Origin of the sequence: Cognatishimia sp. (genome assembly GCF_964229375.1) — a bacterium.
Taxonomy (GTDB): Bacteria; Pseudomonadota; Alphaproteobacteria; order Rhodobacterales; family Rhodobacteraceae; genus Cognatishimia.
This window is the reverse complement of record NZ_CAXREH010000145.1, coordinates 1-15,542: the sequence shown is the minus strand read 5'-3', so window position 1 is coordinate 15,542 and position 15,542 is coordinate 1. Positions and strand designations below refer to the sequence as shown.

Annotated in this window: 16 protein-coding genes and 1 pseudogene; 11 read left to right on the top strand and 6 right to left on the bottom strand. The window is 57.5% G+C overall.

From position 1 onward, the window contains the following. The 7 genes and pseudogenes from ACEQWH_RS11065 to ACEQWH_RS11035 form a co-directional block, all read left to right on the top strand. Nucleotides 1-281, top strand: a pseudogene (locus ACEQWH_RS11065) (branched-chain amino acid ABC transporter substrate-binding protein); the annotation flags it as partial. Between the two features lie 98 nt (nt 282-379). Beyond that, nucleotides 380-1,411: a branched-chain amino acid ABC transporter permease gene (locus tag ACEQWH_RS11060; RefSeq protein ID WP_370230796.1), complete on the top strand. Its 1,032-nt coding sequence runs from the start codon at nt 380-382 to the stop codon at nt 1,409-1,411. A gap of 4 nt (nt 1,412-1,415) precedes the next feature. After that, nucleotides 1,416-2,606, top strand: coding sequence for a branched-chain amino acid ABC transporter permease (locus ACEQWH_RS11055; protein ID WP_370230793.1), 1,191 nt, complete (start codon nt 1,416-1,418; stop codon nt 2,604-2,606). Nucleotides 2,607-2,617: 11 nt separating this feature from the next. After that, complete coding sequence (locus ACEQWH_RS11050) at nt 2,618-3,373, top strand: ABC transporter ATP-binding protein (protein WP_370230790.1); 756 nt, start codon at nt 2,618-2,620, stop codon at nt 3,371-3,373. Between the two features lie 11 nt (nt 3,374-3,384). After that, nucleotides 3,385-4,140 carry an ABC transporter ATP-binding protein gene (locus ACEQWH_RS11045; RefSeq protein ID WP_370230787.1) on the top strand — a complete coding sequence of 252 codons (756 nt, stop codon included), beginning with the start codon at nt 3,385-3,387 and terminating at the stop codon, nt 4,138-4,140. Nucleotides 4,141-4,202: 62 nt separating this feature from the next. Continuing rightward, on the top strand, nt 4,203-6,149 hold the full coding sequence (gene acs / locus ACEQWH_RS11040; RefSeq protein ID WP_370230784.1) for an acetate--CoA ligase: 1,947 nt from the start codon (nt 4,203-4,205) through the stop codon (nt 6,147-6,149). Nucleotides 6,150-6,262: 113 nt separating this feature from the next. After that, complete coding sequence (locus tag ACEQWH_RS11035) at nt 6,263-7,174, top strand: DMT family transporter (protein WP_370230782.1); 912 nt, start codon at nt 6,263-6,265, stop codon at nt 7,172-7,174. Here the strand turns inward: ACEQWH_RS11035 and ACEQWH_RS11030 are convergent. Then, nucleotides 7,122-7,802 (bottom strand): thiamine diphosphokinase, encoded by a 681-nt coding sequence (locus ACEQWH_RS11030; protein ID WP_372521400.1) that lies wholly within the window; start codon nt 7,800-7,802, stop codon nt 7,122-7,124. The two genes, ACEQWH_RS11035 and ACEQWH_RS11030, sit on opposite strands and share 53 nt — an antisense overlap. A gap of 141 nt (nt 7,803-7,943) precedes the next feature. On the opposite strand from ACEQWH_RS11030, the gene ACEQWH_RS11025 reads away from it, so the two are divergent. Continuing rightward, the gene (locus ACEQWH_RS11025) at nt 7,944-9,902 is read left to right on the top strand and encodes a hypothetical protein (RefSeq protein WP_370230776.1); all 1,959 of its coding nucleotides are present in this window, start codon (nt 7,944-7,946) and stop codon (nt 9,900-9,902) included. A 47-nt stretch (nt 9,903-9,949) separates the two neighbouring features. Here the strand turns inward: ACEQWH_RS11025 and ACEQWH_RS11020 are convergent, their stop codons facing one another. Both ACEQWH_RS11020 and ACEQWH_RS11015 read right to left on the bottom strand, forming a co-directional pair. Continuing rightward, the gene (locus ACEQWH_RS11020) at nt 9,950-10,195 is read right to left on the bottom strand and encodes a DUF2842 domain-containing protein (RefSeq protein ID WP_370230773.1); all 246 of its coding nucleotides are present in this window, start codon (nt 10,193-10,195) and stop codon (nt 9,950-9,952) included. Next, the gene (locus ACEQWH_RS11015) at nt 10,195-11,490 is read right to left on the bottom strand and encodes an adenylosuccinate synthase (protein ID WP_370230772.1); all 1,296 of its coding nucleotides are present in this window, start codon (nt 11,488-11,490) and stop codon (nt 10,195-10,197) included. The genes ACEQWH_RS11020 and ACEQWH_RS11015 overlap by 1 nt, the downstream gene beginning before the upstream one ends. A 214-nt stretch (nt 11,491-11,704) precedes the next feature. On the opposite strand from ACEQWH_RS11015, the gene ACEQWH_RS11010 reads away from it, so the two are divergent. Beyond that, nucleotides 11,705-11,998, top strand: a complete 294-nt coding sequence (locus ACEQWH_RS11010) for a YciI family protein (RefSeq protein ID WP_370230770.1) — start codon at nt 11,705-11,707, stop codon at nt 11,996-11,998. A gap of 89 nt (nt 11,999-12,087) precedes the next feature. After that, nucleotides 12,088-12,486, top strand: coding sequence for a DUF6524 family protein (locus ACEQWH_RS11005; protein WP_370230767.1), 399 nt, complete (start codon nt 12,088-12,090; stop codon nt 12,484-12,486). A 1-nt stretch (nt 12,487) separates the two neighbouring features. Here the strand turns inward: ACEQWH_RS11005 and ACEQWH_RS11000 are convergent, their stop codons facing one another. From ACEQWH_RS11000 to nthA, 3 genes are read right to left on the bottom strand one after another with little or no spacing between them, the layout of a single operon-like run. Continuing rightward, on the bottom strand, nt 12,488-12,808 hold the full coding sequence (locus tag ACEQWH_RS11000; protein WP_370230765.1) for a nitrile hydratase accessory protein: 321 nt from the start codon (nt 12,806-12,808) through the stop codon (nt 12,488-12,490). Further along, nucleotides 12,805-13,476 carry a nitrile hydratase subunit beta gene (gene nthB / locus ACEQWH_RS10995; RefSeq protein WP_370230762.1) on the bottom strand — a complete coding sequence of 224 codons (672 nt, stop codon included), beginning with the start codon at nt 13,474-13,476 and terminating at the stop codon, nt 12,805-12,807. Before nthB ends, ACEQWH_RS11000 begins: the two co-directional genes overlap by 4 nt. Continuing rightward, the gene (nthA, locus tag ACEQWH_RS10990; protein ID WP_370230797.1) at nt 13,476-14,087 is read right to left on the bottom strand and encodes a nitrile hydratase subunit alpha; all 612 of its coding nucleotides are present in this window, start codon (nt 14,085-14,087) and stop codon (nt 13,476-13,478) included. Before nthA ends, nthB begins: the two co-directional genes overlap by 1 nt. Before the next feature lie 104 nt (nt 14,088-14,191). On the opposite strand from nthA, the gene ACEQWH_RS10985 reads away from it, so the two are divergent. After that, nucleotides 14,192-15,457, top strand: a complete 1,266-nt coding sequence (locus ACEQWH_RS10985; RefSeq protein ID WP_370230759.1) for a sulfatase-like hydrolase/transferase — start codon at nt 14,192-14,194, stop codon at nt 15,455-15,457. Nucleotides 15,458-15,542: the final 85 nt, after the last annotated feature.

Here is a 15,542-nt window from a genome sequence, read left to right as displayed (position 1 = left end):
TGCTCTATGCAGACGCATGTAACCGCGCAGGCACCTTTAACCCATGTGGCGTTGCCGAAGCTCTCGAAGGCTTTGAGTTTGACGGCATGGGCAACGGTAAAACTCTGTACCGTGCCGAAGACCACCAGTGCTTCAAAGACGTTCTGGTTGTGCGTGGTAAAGAGAACCCAACCTCTGAATTCGACCTTCTTGAGATCGTCGAAGTCACGCCTGTTAGCCAGGTTACCTATGACGCGTCCATCTTTGGTGGCGAACTGGGTTCCTGTAACTCGGGCGCATAAGCGAACCTCCCAGAATGGGGTGTTTCGGCGCCCCATTCCCTTTAAAGTATCACGCAGCCCCCAAACGGAGGGTTGCGTGACATAATACGGTGGGACCAATGGAAGCAATTATCCTGCAAATTTTGAACGGCTTAGATAAGGGATCCGCTTATGCGTTGATCGCTCTGGGCCTTACTCTGATCTTCGGCACATTGGGCGTTGTGAACTTTGCGCACGGCGCTTTGTTCATGATCGGCGCGTTCTGCGCGGTGACCCTCAGCCGAATTCTGACACTGTCACACACTATCATCGATGACACCCGCACCGACTTTCTGGGCAACCCATTGAAAGTCGAAGTCCCTTACGTCCACGATATGTTCGGTCAGGCAACCGGGGATTTGATAATCGACTGGGCGGTCCCCCTGTCCATCCTCTTTGCGATCCCAGTAATGATCTGCATCGGCATCGTCATGGAGCGCGGTCTGATCAAGCATTTCTACAAACGCCCGCATGCGGACCAGATCCTTGTGACCTTTGGCCTTGCGATCGTTTTGCAGGAAATCATCAAATACTATTTCGGCGCAAACCCAATCCCGACCCCTGCGCCTGAGGCGTTCAAAGGATCTTTCGACTTTGGCCAAGCGCTTGGATTTGATCCCAACCTGATCATCTACCCCTACTGGCGGATTGTGTATTTTGCCTTTGCCGTCATCATTATCGGAGCTGTGTTTGCCTTCCTGCAATTCACCACCTTCGGCATGGTTGTCCGTGCTGGCATGGCGGATCGCGAAACAGTGCAGCTTTTGGGCATCAACATCGACCGTCGCTTTACACTGATGTTCGGTCTGGCAGCCGCAGTCGCAGGGCTTGCCGGCGTCATGTACACACCGATCAACTCGCCAAACTATCACATGGGCATGGACTTCTTGGTTCTCAGCTTTGTTGTGGTTGTTGTGGGCGGCATGGGCTCTTTGCCCGGCGCTGTTCTCGCAGGCTTTGTTCTGGGCATTCTGGAAAGCTTTGCCTCGATGCGCGAAGTCCTCGCGGTCCTGCCCGGCCTGAACCAAATTATCATCTACCTCGTCGCCATCGTGATCCTTCTGACCCGCCCTCGCGGTCTGATGGGACGCAAAGGCGTGATGGAGGAATAAGACTATGCTCGGATTAGAAAAGAAAGACTGGAACCTCCTGCTGCTCGTCGCAGCGCTTGTGGCCCTCGCGCCGTTTATCTTGAACCCCTTCCCCGAAGGCTCGGCGATGGCGCAGTTCAATGCAGGCTACCCGGATCTGATGCAGCGCTTTGTGATCTTTGGTATCTTTGCGATTGGCTTTAACATCCTCTTTGGCCTGACAGGGTATCTGTCCTTCGGACATGCTGCCTTTCTGGGTGTGGGATCTTACGCCGCGATCTGGATGATGAAGCTTTTGACGATGAACGTCATTCCCGCCATCATTCTGTCGGTTATCGTGGCAGGTCTGTTCAGCGTCCTGGTTGGCTTTGTTACCCTGCGCCGTTCGGGGATCTACTTCTCGATCCTGACACTGGCCTTTGCTCAGATGTCCTATTCCCTCGCCTATTCGGTTCTGACCCCGATCACAGGTGGTGAAACCGGCCTGCAGCCAAAAGTCAGCGACCCGCGTATTCTGGACGGCAACCTTGCTGACGGCGCAACGCCCAAAGCAAACCTGTTCGGACTTGAGATGGGCGCAAGCTTTGATCTGGGCATTGCGGGGTGGGTCTTTACCTTCAACGCAGGTTACTACATCGCAGCGCTTGTGATGCTGGCCAGCTTCTATCTGGCGATCCGCATCTTCCGCAGCCCCTTTGGTTTGATGATGCGTGCTGTGAAATCCAACCAGCAGCGGATGAACTATACCGGCTTGAATACCCGCCCCTATACTCTGGCAGCCTTTGTTATCTCTGGCATGTATGCGGGTCTGGCGGGTGGCCTGATGGTGGCGATGGACACACAAGCTGGTCCTGAGCGGATGTTCTGGACCGCCTCTGGCGAAGTGGTTCTGATGACCATCCTTGGCGGTGCTGGCTCTCTGATCGGTCCGGTTCTGGGCGCAGGCGTGATCAAATACATGGAAAACATCCTGTCCAAGATCAACTCTGACATCCTGCACAGCTGGTTCGCCTTTATGCCCGACGGCATGGAAGACTTTACCGTTGCCATCCTCTACCCGTTCATCGGCAAAGGCTGGCACCTGACGCTGGGCATCCTGTTCATGCTTGTGGTGATCTTCCTTCCCGGCGGCCTTGTAGAAGGCGGACAGCGCATACGTGCCATGTTGGGACGCCGAAAAGCCGAAGACAAACGTTCCACTGAACCTGCAGAATAAGGAGACGACTGATGGGAATTCTCGAAGTCAAAGACGTCGGCAAGCGGTTCGGTGGCCTTCAGGCCCTGGGCGATGTGAACCTCAGCGTCAAAGAAAACTCTGTCCACGCCATTATTGGTCCGAACGGGGCTGGCAAATCCACTTTGCTGAACTGTTTCGTGGGCAAATTGATCCCGGACACTGGCTCTGTCACCTTTGACGGTCAGTCCGTGTTGGGGCGCACCCCATATGAAATCAACCAGATGGGCATCAGCCGCGTCTTCCAGACCCCCGAAATCTTTGGCGAGCTTTCGGTCATGGAAAACATGATGATCCCGATCTTCGCCAAACGCGACGGAGCCTTCCGCCTTCAGGCCATCCCCAACATGATGGCCGAGAAAGACATCGTGGAAGCGGCCGAAAAGCAGCTGGTCGATATGAATATGGCTGACAAAAGAAATATGCACGCCGCAGCCATGTCCCGCGGGGACAAGCGGCGTCTCGAGATCGGCATGTGTCTTGCTCAGGAACCACGTCTCTTGCTTCTTGACGAACCCACCGCTGGCATGGCGCGTGCCGATACCAACAACACGATCGACCTTTTGAAACAGATCAAGGACGAGCGTGACATCACGATCGCCATCATTGAACACGACATGCACGTCGTCTTCTCTTTGGCAGAACGCATCACCGTGCTGGCGCAGGGCACCCCTCTGGTCGAGGACACCCCTGATAATATCAAAGGCCACCCTAAAGTGCGTGAAGCCTATCTTGGCGAAGCGGCATAAGGAGAAATCCCATGAACGATAAACCTGATTTTTCCAAGGGCGTAAGCCGCGCTGAAACCTCTCCGGCCTATTTGTCGGTCTGGAACCTCGAGAGCTACTATGGCGAAAGCTATATCGTGCAGAACATCTCGTTCAACGTGCACGAAGGGGAGATCCTGGCTCTGCTTGGCAGGAACGGGGCTGGCAAGACCTCGACCCTGCGCTCCATTGCTCGGATGGACGAACCTCAGGTGCAAGGGGGTGAGATCTGGCTGGACCACAAGCCCCTGCACGGCTGCCGCAGCCACGAGGCAAGTCAGGCGGGCATCGGGCTTGTGCCAGAGGACCGCTCGATCATTCCAGGTCTGACGGTCGAGGAAAACTTGCAACTGGCCCAAATCGCACCACCCATCGGCTGGTCGCTCGAGCGCCTCTATTCGCTGTTCCCGCGCCTGGGCGAGCGTCGCAAACAAGAGGGCGTCACCCTGTCCGGGGGCGAGCAGCAGATGCTGGCCATTGCGCGCGCGCTTGCGCGTGACATCAAGGTCCTGCTTCTGGACGAACCTTACGAAGGTCTTGCGCCGGTGATCGTAGACGAAATCGAGAAAACTCTACGTATTATCAAGGAGCAAGGTATTACCACGATCATCGTAGAGCAAAACGCCGTACGTGCGCTAGAATTGGCGGATCGTGCTGTTATTCTGGATACCGGCGGGATCGTCTTTGACGGAACAGCGCAGGAAGTGCTTGAAAACGAGCAACTTCGCGCAGAGTATCTGGCCATCTAAGTCGCCTCAGGCACGCCCAGCCCCTTTCGCTGGGCGTGGCCTTTGAAAAACAGGAATACACTATGACCTCACCCACATATGCGCCGTCGCAAGAACTGGCGTCCAAAGCACACGTGGACGCCGCAAAATACGACGATATGTACGCCGCCTCGATCAACGACCCCGAAGGGTTCTGGCGCGAGCAAGGCCAGCGGATTGACTGGATCAAACCCTACACACAGGTCAAAGACGTCAGCTATGAGTTTGGCAACGTCAACATCAACTGGTACGCCGACGGTACATTGAACGTCTCGGCCAACTGTATCGACCGCCATCTGGCCACCCGTGCGGATCAAACCGCAATTATCTGGGAACCTGATGATCCATCCCAGGACGCCCAGCACATCAGCTATCAAGAGCTACATGACAATACCTGCCGCATGGCCAACGTCCTCAAGGACATGGGTGTGGGCAAAGGCGACCGGGTTGTCCTTTATATCCCGATGATCCCCGAAGCGGCCTATGCGATGCTGGCCTGCACGCGGATCGGGGCCATTCACTCGATCGTTTTCGCAGGCTTCAGCCCCGACGCCCTCGCCGCCCGGATCAACGGATCTGAGGCCAAGGTGCTGATCACCGCGGACGAGGCCCCACGTGGCGGCCGCAACACCCCGTTGAAAACCAACGCAGACAAAGCACTGGAAAGCTGCGCCGATAGCGTGAAGTCTCTGGTCGTGCGTCGCACGGGCGGCGATGTCGCTTGGAACGACGCGCAGGACTATGACTACAACGCGCTGGCCGCCAAAGCTGCAACAACCTGCGCCCCCGAAGAGATGGGTGCTGAGGATCCGTTGTTTATCCTTTATACCTCTGGCTCCACCGGGATGCCCAAAGGCGTTGTGCACACCACCGGCGGCTATATCGTCTACGCAAGCCTGACCCACCAGATGACGTTTGACTATCATGACGGCGACATCTTCTGGTGTACGGCGGACGTGGGCTGGGTCACCGGCCACAGCTATATCGTCTATGGCCCGCTGGCCAATGGCGCGACAACTGTCATGTTTGAAGGCACACCGACGTATCCGGATGCGTCGCGCTTCTGGCAGGTCTGTGAAAAGCACAAGGTCAACCAGTTCTACACCGCGCCAACCGCGATCCGCGCGTTGATGGGTCAGGGCGACGATTTCGTCAAAGGGTCGGATTTGTCGTCGCTGCGTATCCTTGGAACCGTTGGCGAGCCGATCAACCCAGAAGCCTGGAACTGGTACAATGACGTGGTCGGCGGCGGCACCTGCCCGATCGTGGACACGTGGTGGCAGACGGAAACCGGCGGACACCTTATGACGCCCCTGCCCGGCGCACATGCAACCAAGCCTGGCTCGGCCATGAAGCCTTTCTTTGGCATTGAACCTGTGGTTCTGGAACCGGCATCAGGCGAGATCATCGAGGGCAATGGCGTTGAGGGCGTGCTTTGCATCAAAGACAGCTGGCCTGCACAGATGCGGACCGTCTGGGGCGATCATGAGCGGTTCGAGAAAACCTATTTCTCTGATTACAAAGGCTATTACTTCACCGGCGACGGCTGTCGTCGCGATGAGGATGGCGACTATTGGATCACCGGCCGTGTGGATGACGTTATCAACGTCTCGGGTCACCGCATGGGCACCGCCGAAGTCGAGAGCGCGCTGGTGGCACATGAGAAAGTCGCTGAGGCCGCGGTTGTGGGCTATCCGCACGACATCAAAGGTCAGGGCATCTATTGCTATGTGACGCTGATGTCCGGCGAGGAGCCAACCGAAGAGTTGCGCAAAGAGCTGCGCACTTGGGTACGCACCGAAATTGGCCCGATCGCCAGCCCGGATCTGATCCAATGGGCCCCTGGCCTGCCGAAGACCCGTTCGGGCAAAATCATGCGCCGTATTCTGCGCAAGATTGCTGAAAACGACTATGGATCGCTGGGCGACACCTCGACCCTTGCAGAGCCAGCCGTCGTGGACGACCTGATCGAAAACCGCATGAACCGCTGATCGCGGGACATCTCCCAAGTTCAGGCCGGGCGTAGATACGCCCGGCCTTTTTCGTAGCGTCGTATATCATTTCCCGAATTGACCCTGCCTAAACCTAAGCCTAGCTTCGCCGCATGAGTGGTGATCGTCCGTTTCTTGGTATTCTTCTGATGCTGGCTTTTTGCCTCATCGTCCCGCTCGGAGATTCACTGGCAAAGCTGATCGGCCCGCTGTCGACCTTGGCGACTCTGATCGTTTCGCGTTTTGTGTTTCAGCTGCTGATCCTTACCCCTGTCGCCATGCTGCGCAAAGAACGCCTGTTTCTGACAGGTCGCCTGTTCTGGCTGGCCTATGTTCGCAGCCTTTTGCAGATCGCAGGGCTGGGATGCATGTTCACCGCTCTGCTCTATCTGCCACTGGCGGATGCGGTGGCCATCGCCTTTGTGATGCCCTTTATCATGCTGTTGCTGGGGTGGTGGTTTCTGGGCGAAGAGGTCGGCATGCGCAGGATTGCCGCCTGTTCGGTTGGCTTTGTCGGAACCCTGATGGTGATCCAGCCGAATTTCATCAACGTTGGCTGGCCTGTTCTGTATCCGCTCGCGGTCGCGGTGATCTTTGCGTTTTATATGCTGATCACGAGACAAATCGCCAAAGACACCGATCCCGTCGCGCTGCAGGCGCAGAACGCGATCTTTGGCTGCCTGACGCTGATCCCCATTCTTGCGGTGGCCCATTGGGTCGACTTTCGGCCCTTTACGTTCGAATGGCCCTCCAGTTCGCTGTACCTGCCGTTCCTGATCATGGGGATCGGTGGCACCATCGCGCATCTTTGCATGACCTGGTCGCTGCGCTTTGCGCCGTCAGCCACGCTTGCGCCCATGCAATACCTCGAGATTCCGATTGCAACGCTCTATGGGTACCTGATGTTTGGCGATCTGCCCAATGGCCTTGCCGCTGCTGGCATTCTGGTGACCATCGCCGCGGGGCTCTACATTATTTACCGAGAGCAGGCCACGTCGCGGAGCACGCAAGCAGTGCCCGAGTAGCATTCTCAAGCTCTTGTTCTGGCAAGATCATCAGCAACTTGGGGGCCGTCACCGATATTTCGATGTCCCCTTCGGCCTGATTGGACGTTCCGATCTGACCATCGGGCGACAGGCTGAGACCCGAGATCGGCCATTTCAACCCGTCCGACGTCCCCTCGACCAAGCCCAGCGGGAACAACGACACGCGCGTGCCTGCCGTCAGGCTCATTTCAAAATGGGGCGGCAACAAGAACGCGATGTCTGTGTCGCCCAAAAGGATGCAGCGACGGTCCGGTCGCCGCACCAGACCATTGAGGCAGGCCAGATAATGATCCACACGCAACCCGGTAAACCCCGCGCCCAAAATCAAGGGCGCATCGATGGACCGCAGCGCCTTGTCGAAATCGGTTGTATCCTGTTCGGAAATGCGGTGAATAGCGTCAGCAGGAAGGTCGCTTGTGTTTGAAAAGCTGTCCAAATCTCCCAAAACCGCCTCTGGTTTCAGGCTTGCGTCCAGACAATGACGCGCGCCACCGTCCGCCGCAAACAACCTTGGTGCGAGTGCAAGACAACGCCGAATTGAATTTTCGGTTGTCAATCCAGCCCCCACAAGGGTCACTGTTTCTCGGCTGTGCACAATGGCTGTCATTTGCCTATTTCACCTATGGTTGTTTGACCTCTTGCCCCATTTTAGCCTCAAAATGATACGCTGAAAGGCACAGAATCGGTCACGTTTGGCCACCCTCGACGTGGTAAACAAGTTTCTGAGTAGTGCAAAGGAACCGGGAACATGGTTACCAATAATAAAGTACTGACAGTATCGTACGGGACATTTTCCTGCACGCTAGAAGGGTTCGAAGACAACTTCGACACCATGAAAGCGATCGCAGAGTACTTCAGAGACCTGGCCGCGGATGACCGTTATTTCGGTGCCGAACCGCCAACCCCCGATGCTGAAATGCTGGCGCGGATCGCAGAACGCGAGATCGAACGCCGCGTTCAGGCACGGACAGATCAAGGCACACTGGTTCTGACAGCCAGTGATGCAATCGCAGAGCCTGCGCCTGTCGCAGCGTCTGAGCCTGTGCTTCAGGACGACAACGAGCTTGACGACGACGCGCAGGACAATGTTTTCACCGAGGCACCTGAGGACGTCGCAAGCGACGAGCTTGATGACCAGATCACCGAGGGCGAAGAAACCGTTGCCATCGACGAAGATCAGCTGGCGCAAGAACGCGAGGCGTTTTTCGCAGAGGTCGACAGCGTTGCGAACGATCACGCGGCTGATGTCGCCGACGATGTCGCAACGCATGAAGCTGCCGAAGAGATCCAAGCACCCGCTTCTGTTGAAACAGCAGAGGCCGATGAGGACGACCTAGAGGCAGACGAATACGTTGCCGAGGCCCCTGCGGTGGCAGACCGTGAGGTCGAAACCGAGATCGACGATGAGCCTGCGTTTGAAGACACCGAAGTTGCACATTCGGTTTCTGAAGACGTGGAAGACGTTGCCGAGATCGAAGAACCTGCGGACGCCGAGGACACGGCAGAGCAAGAAGCCGATGACGACGACGCTGACGACTTCTTTGCTGGCACCAAAACGCAGTCTGATGATGGCGTAAGCAGCATCGCGGCCAAACTCAGCCGTATTCGCGCTGTGGTCTCAAAAGCCGAGCAGAACGACGACAGCTCGCCGTATTCCGAAGATGAGCACGCGGAAAACCCGGCCGCGGACTTCCTGCGCAAATCTGCCAGTGACATCGAAGGCTCCCTAGAGGACGAAGACGACATCGAAGCGGCGGTTAACCCTGTTAAAGGTCGCGTAATCCGTATGCGCCGCTCTGACAAAACCGTTGAAGACGATGCAGCGCCCGTTGCAGCGGCTCCGGTCCAAGAGCCTGTCGCAGAACCGACGCCTGAACCGGCCCCCGCGCCTGCGGAGATTGAAGAGGCAATTGGCGAGGACACGGTCGCTGAATTTGAAAACGGCTATGCCCACACAGAGCTGGACGAAGAAGAGTATGACGAGGAGATCCTCGAAAATACGCCACCGACTCCGCGGCCACGGGCAAATCTGGCTGAAGATGCCCCAAAACAGGAATCTGTTGACCGGTTGCTGGATGAGGCCAACACCAAGCTTGAAGATCCAGACACCAGCCGTCGCCGCACCACTTTGGCGCATCTGCGGGCTGCGGTTGCCGCCACGCGCGCTGAAAAAAGCGCAGGCACATATGAGGGCGACAAAGACCAGTCTGGCGCCTCTCGCGAAGATTTGGCCGACGTCATGCGTCCACGTCGTGGCTCTGCGACCTCGGCGCTTGCGACCGAAGCCCCAGCGGATGACGGTGCCGCGCCATTGCGCCTTGTTGCATCCCAGCGTGTCGATGCCGCACCTCAACAGCAGGAAGAGGTCGTACGCCCACGTCGCGTCTCGCCTGCAGATATCCAGTCTTTTGAACCCAAAGAGACCAGTGATTTTGCAGCCTATGCCGAAGAGGTTGGCGCAACCGAGTTGCCAGACATTCTGGAAGCCGCCGCATCCTATCTGACGTATGTAGAAGGCCGTCGCCGCTTCTCGCGTCCGATGCTGATGCGTCTGGCCTATCAACTGGGCCCGGATCGGTTCCAACGCGAAGCCGGCTTGCGGTCTTTTGGTCAGCTTTTGCGCGACAAAAAGATCGAAAAGATCGCTGGCGGTCGGTTCACCGCCGCAGAGACCATCCGCTTCAAACCAGAAAGCGCGATGGGCTAAAACCTGACGCATTCAAAAGAAAAGCCGCCCAGATGAGGCGGCTTTTTTTAGTCTTCGGGGTCAGCGTCGGGGTCTGCCTGTCCGATACCCAGAAATATCGACTTGAACGGCAAGATCCACGCGATCCCCAGGCCGACATAGATGGCCAGTTGCAGCAAAAACACCAAGCCGCTGTCGCCCAGCAATCTGACAACGGTCGTCGCCAGAACCGACGCCAGCACGATATAAATCGGGAGGCCCACCACCAAAATGATGAGGGACCAGCGACGGCGGGCTTTGTAGCTGAGGGCCATCAGTCAGCGAAAGGGTCGGTCACCAAAATGGTGTCGTCCCGCTCTGGGCTGGTCGATAGCAAAGCGACAGGGCAGTCGATCAGCTCTTCGACACGTTTGACGTATTTGATGGCATTGGCAGGCAGGTCATTCCAGCTGCGCGCGCCTTCGGTGCTTTCGGACCAGCCGGGCATTTCTTCGTAGATCGGCGTGCAGCGTGCTTGTTGATCCGCCGCAGTCGGCAGATAGTCCAGCGTTTCGCCGTCCAGCTCATAGCCCACACAGATCTTCAGGGTCTCAAACCCGTCCAGAACGTCGAGTTTGGTCAGGGAGATACCGGTCACACCCGAAGTCGCGCAGGTCTGACGGACCAAGGCCGCATCAAACCAGCCACAGCGCCGCTTGCGCCCTGTCGTGGTGCCAAACTCGTGGCCACGCTCGCCAAGGCGCTGACCGTCGTCGTCATGCAACTCGGTTGGGAACGGGCCTTCGCCAACGCGGGTGGTATAGGCTTTGACGATGCCCAAAACATATTCGATAGACCCCGGACCAACGCCCACGCCTGTTGCGGCCTGGCCTGCGATCACGTTTGAGGAGGTCACAAAGGGATACGTGCCGAAATCGATATCCAGCAAGGCGCCCTGAGCGCCTTCAAACAGGATCCGTTTGCCGGACTTGCGCTTTTCATTCAGCACTTTCCAAACAGGGGCCGCGAAGGGCAGAATTTCTGCCGCGATCTCTTTCAGCTTGGCAATCAACGCGTCGCGGTCAACAGGCTCGATGCCCAGCCCCTTGCGCAGAGGGTCATGGTGTTGAAGGGCGCGGTCCACGCGCGCTTCCAGTGTGGCTTCGTCCGCCAGATCCGCAACGCGGACAGAGCGACGGCCAACTTTGTCTTCATAGGCCGGGCCAATGCCGCGACCGGTGGTGCCAATCTTGGTGCCCTTGGATGCGGCTTCTTCGCGGGCGCGGTCCAATTCGCCGTGGATCGGCAGGATCAGCGGGGTGTTTTCCGCGATCATCAGGGTTTCTGGCGTGATCTCGACGCCTTGGTCGCGCACGGTTGCGATCTCTTTGATCAGGTGCCAAGGATCCAGCACCACACCATTGCCGATCACAGACAGCTTGCCGCCGCGCACAACGCCAGACGGCAGCGCGTGCAGCTTATAGACCTTGCCGTCAATGACGAGGGTATGGCCGGCGTTATGGCCCCCTTGGAAGCGCGCGATGACGTCAGCACGTTCGCTGAGCCAATCCACAATCTTACCTTTTCCCTCATCGCCCCATTGGGCGCCGACGACGACGACGTTTGCCATATCTGGTCCTTTTCAGAGATCAAACCCGCGCCCTTTTAACGACAGTCGTAGCCCAGCGAAACCGCAAATTGCGCGAAAATGCTGCCAATGCACGATTTGTGACCGCGTTCTGGCAGACCCGCCCGCCAACTGGGGCTATTGCCGCGCGCGAACTGGCCCTTTGGGAACATGCACAACGCCGCGAGGATCACCTGTATCAGAACAGGAGACTTGGATGAGTTATTGGGTTGTTATCTTTGACGACACAGACGGCATGCTGGAACATCGCAAAGCCCATGGCGCGGCGCATATCGCCTATTTGACCGAGCACGCGGACCAAATCGTCACCGGTGGCGGGTTCCGGCAGGCCCAAGAGTCTCCCTTTGTTGGGGGGCTTTGGATTGTCAAAAACGCGACACGGCACGAGGTGGAAGACCTGGTGCTGAACGATCCTTATTATTCCCCCGACCTGCGGAGCTATCGCATTTTCTATTGGGGCAAGGCCATTGATCGTGAGGTGACTGTGTAACGATTTCCCGAATTTTACGGTCCGCCCACTTTACAGATCCCCCCATTTTGCGCAATTTCTAGGGCAAACAAGCCCGAATGGGACGAGATATGGGTTTTTTCCTCCGTTGGCTCTTTGCCTTTCTGTTGCTCACAGCAACCTATAACCCCACCGGATTTAACTATCTGGAATGGGCCGTGGCGAATTACGTCGAAGAACTGCCGATGACAGTGTTCCTCGGCCTGTTGTTGTCGATTGGCTATCTCGTCTATCTGCGCGCCACGTTGCGCTCTATCGGCGCGGGGGGGATGTTTCTGATCCTGATCGTACTCTGCGCGCTGATGTGGGTGCTTTATGACTGGGGCCTGCTCGCGCCGACTGGCGAGGTCGCCTATACGTGGCTTGGCATTTTTGCGCTGTCGATCGTGCTGGGCATTGGCCTGAGCTGGAGCATCGTCAGACGCAACCTCTCTGGTCAAGTGGACATGGATGACGTCGAAGAGGAATAGGTCAGCACGCGTCCTTTAATCGCACCGGCTGCCCGTGCGGTGTGGCAAGATACGCCGCGCTCCAGGCCTGCTTTAGATCCTGCAAAACACGCGCTTCGGCAAACCCGCCTTTCGTCAAAAGGCCCTCAAGCGCGGTGAGCCACGCGTTGAAATAATCATCCCCGCCGTTCAGCTCGGCCTTTAGGCCGTCTTGCTTAAGCTGCGAGGAAAAGACCTGCACCCACTCTGCCCAGGAGAAATGGCCCGCCTCGTTCATGGCTACGGTCAGGGCAAACAGCTCTGCGTGCCAGGGGGCTTCAAAGGCGGGGTCAGGCTGGCTCATGCCCGCTCCAGATAGCTTTGCCACAGATCCAAAATGACCTCGTCGTTTGGGTTTTCAGGATGGTCCCAAAGATCGGCCGCCTTAATCGCCACCGCATAAAGCGGCTCTGCAGCATCGCCCAGCCCATGGGCGCTGGAATCGGGCAGAACATGGGTGCCGTGATAGATCACGATTTCGCCCACCGCCCCGGCGGCATAGCTCGGCAGACGCGTATGGCCACCACGGACCAGAACGTTCCCCGCCCTTGCGCGCAGCTTCACACGGTCTCCGCGTTGAAAGTCTGGGGTTTTGTCGCTGGGCCGATCAGCCGGTCCGCCCGCCGCCAGTGCTGCGGCGACATTCTCGGCCAACAGCTTACGCTCGGCAAGATCCGAGACGCCTTCTGGCGTCAATGTCGCCAGTTCATTGCGCGTGACAACGCCTGTTTCGACCAACAGTTCTGCAAGGCCGCCCATCCATTTTTCGTAATAGGAAAACCGCGTATAATCCTTGGGCGACAGCCGTTCACGCGCATGACGCGACGTGTCGATATTCCATTGCCCCAAAGCGCCTGCGGCCAAAGTCAACGCCAAGGCACGAGCATGCCAGTCCTCGGCAAACACCGCGTCATCCTCGCCCTTAATCGCGCCATCACCAAAGCGCCCGCCCATGTCGTGAACGCGGCTCATCAGACTGTCTCCGCGGCAAAACCGGTGCCAATCATCGAGTCGCGTGTGACCCGCGCAGCGAGGTCTTCTTCGCTCAGCCCCTCGGTGTGTGCGGGGCGTTGCGGAACGACCAAATATCGCGTTTCAGCTGTCGAGTCCCAGACCCGCACGACGGTGTCTTCAGGCAGGCTCACGCCGAACTCCTGCAACACAGCGCGGGGTTCGCGCACCACCCGCGCCCGGTAAGCGTCGGATTTGTACCACCCCGGCGGGATGCCCAACAAAGGCCAGGGATAACAAGAACATAGCGTGCAAACAACGATGTTGTGCACGGTATCCGTGTTCTCGACAAAGACCATATGTTCGCCTTGCCGCCCATAGAGATCCATGTCGCGCAGAACCGGCATAGGGTCGGTCAGCATCGCATCGCGAAATCCGGGATCAGACCACATTTTGGCAACCACTTTGGCCCCGTTCTGAGGCCCGACTTTATGGGCATAGGTCTCGATGATTTCATCAAGCGCGGCTGGGTCAACCAAGCCTTTGTTGACCAAGAGGGTCTCTAGCGCTTTGACACGCAAAACCGGATCAGCGGGCAACTCTGTTTGCGGGTGTGAATGATCATGTGGCATGGCCATAAGCGACCACCAAACCTCCCACTTGTCCAGACAATCTTCATATTCCGCGACGGAAAATTCGGTGGTCTGCGTTAGACTCTCAGAATACGGAGGATCTGATGCGCAAAGTGATACTCGCAGCCGCTTTTTGTCTGGCCCCAATGGTGGCCAAAGCCACCCCAAATATCCTGTTGGTTATTGCCGATGATATGGGCGTGGACGCAAGCCCCTGCCACGCGCAGGGGTCTGATATGGTGCGGATGCCGACGCTGAAATCTCTTTGCGATCAAGGGCGTGTCTATGACAATGCGCATGCCTATCCGACATGCTCGCCGACCCGCGCGTCGATCCTGACCGGACTTTACGCCAGTCGGACAGGCGTCGGCAGCGCAGTTCAGCCTAAGGCCAACAACGGTCTTGACCCCGATACGCCCAGTCTTTTTGACCGCTTGCGCGAGGATACGGATTATGCGGCCGCCGTTGTGGGAAAATGGCACCTCGCCGACGCACCCCGTGATCTGTCGCACCCCTCAAAGCTGGGCGTTCCGACCTATTACGGTATCCCGTCAGGTGGCGTTAAAGACTATGAAAGCTGGCGCGTGGTTGAAAATGGTCGATCTAAAACCTCAAAAACCTATGTCACGACGGACCTAACCGATTACGCAATCGACTGGATCGCCGCACAGAACAGCCCGTGGTTTCTTTGGCTGGCCTATACGGCGCCGCACACGCCATTTCATGCCCCACCAAGCGATTTGCACAGCTTTGGCGCGCTCAGCACCAATGCGGCCAGCATTCGGCGTGATCCAAGACGGCACTATTTCGCAGCGCTTGAAGCGCTGGACACAGAGCTTGGCCGGCTGCTGGACAGCCTTTCCGCGACAGAGCGGCGTGATACGGTTGTCATCTTTACCGGCGATAACGGATCGCCCCGCCAAATCACGCGCCGTCTGAAAACCCAACGCGAGGCCAAGGGCACGATCTATAACGGCGGCACCCAAGTTCCGCTTGTGATCGCAGGCCCCGGCATACGCGCGGGACGCAGCGCGCAACCGATTCAGGTAACGGACTTACACGACACGATTCTGACGCTTGCTGGGGCCCGTGGCCATACAGACGACAGCCACGATCTGACACCAACCTTCACGGGCAAGCTGTCCGGGCGCATGGCCGCCTTCATCGAGCATTTCTCGCCCCTGAGTGGCCGCGGAAAACCCGTCTATGGCTGGAGTATGATCTCGGCAGATGTCAGCTTAATTGCGCCAGAAAACAAGCCAATGGCGCTCTATCGCCGTGAGGATCATAAGCAACGCACCGACATCGCGCATAGCGCGCAATCGACCGTTGATGCGCTGGTGACTTTACGACAGCAATACTTGCAATAATCCCAAAGGCGCCCCTGCAACTTTCGCCATTCACACCAAAGCCACGCGCAATTCCCTCACAAATTCGCGCAATTGGTCTGAGCAG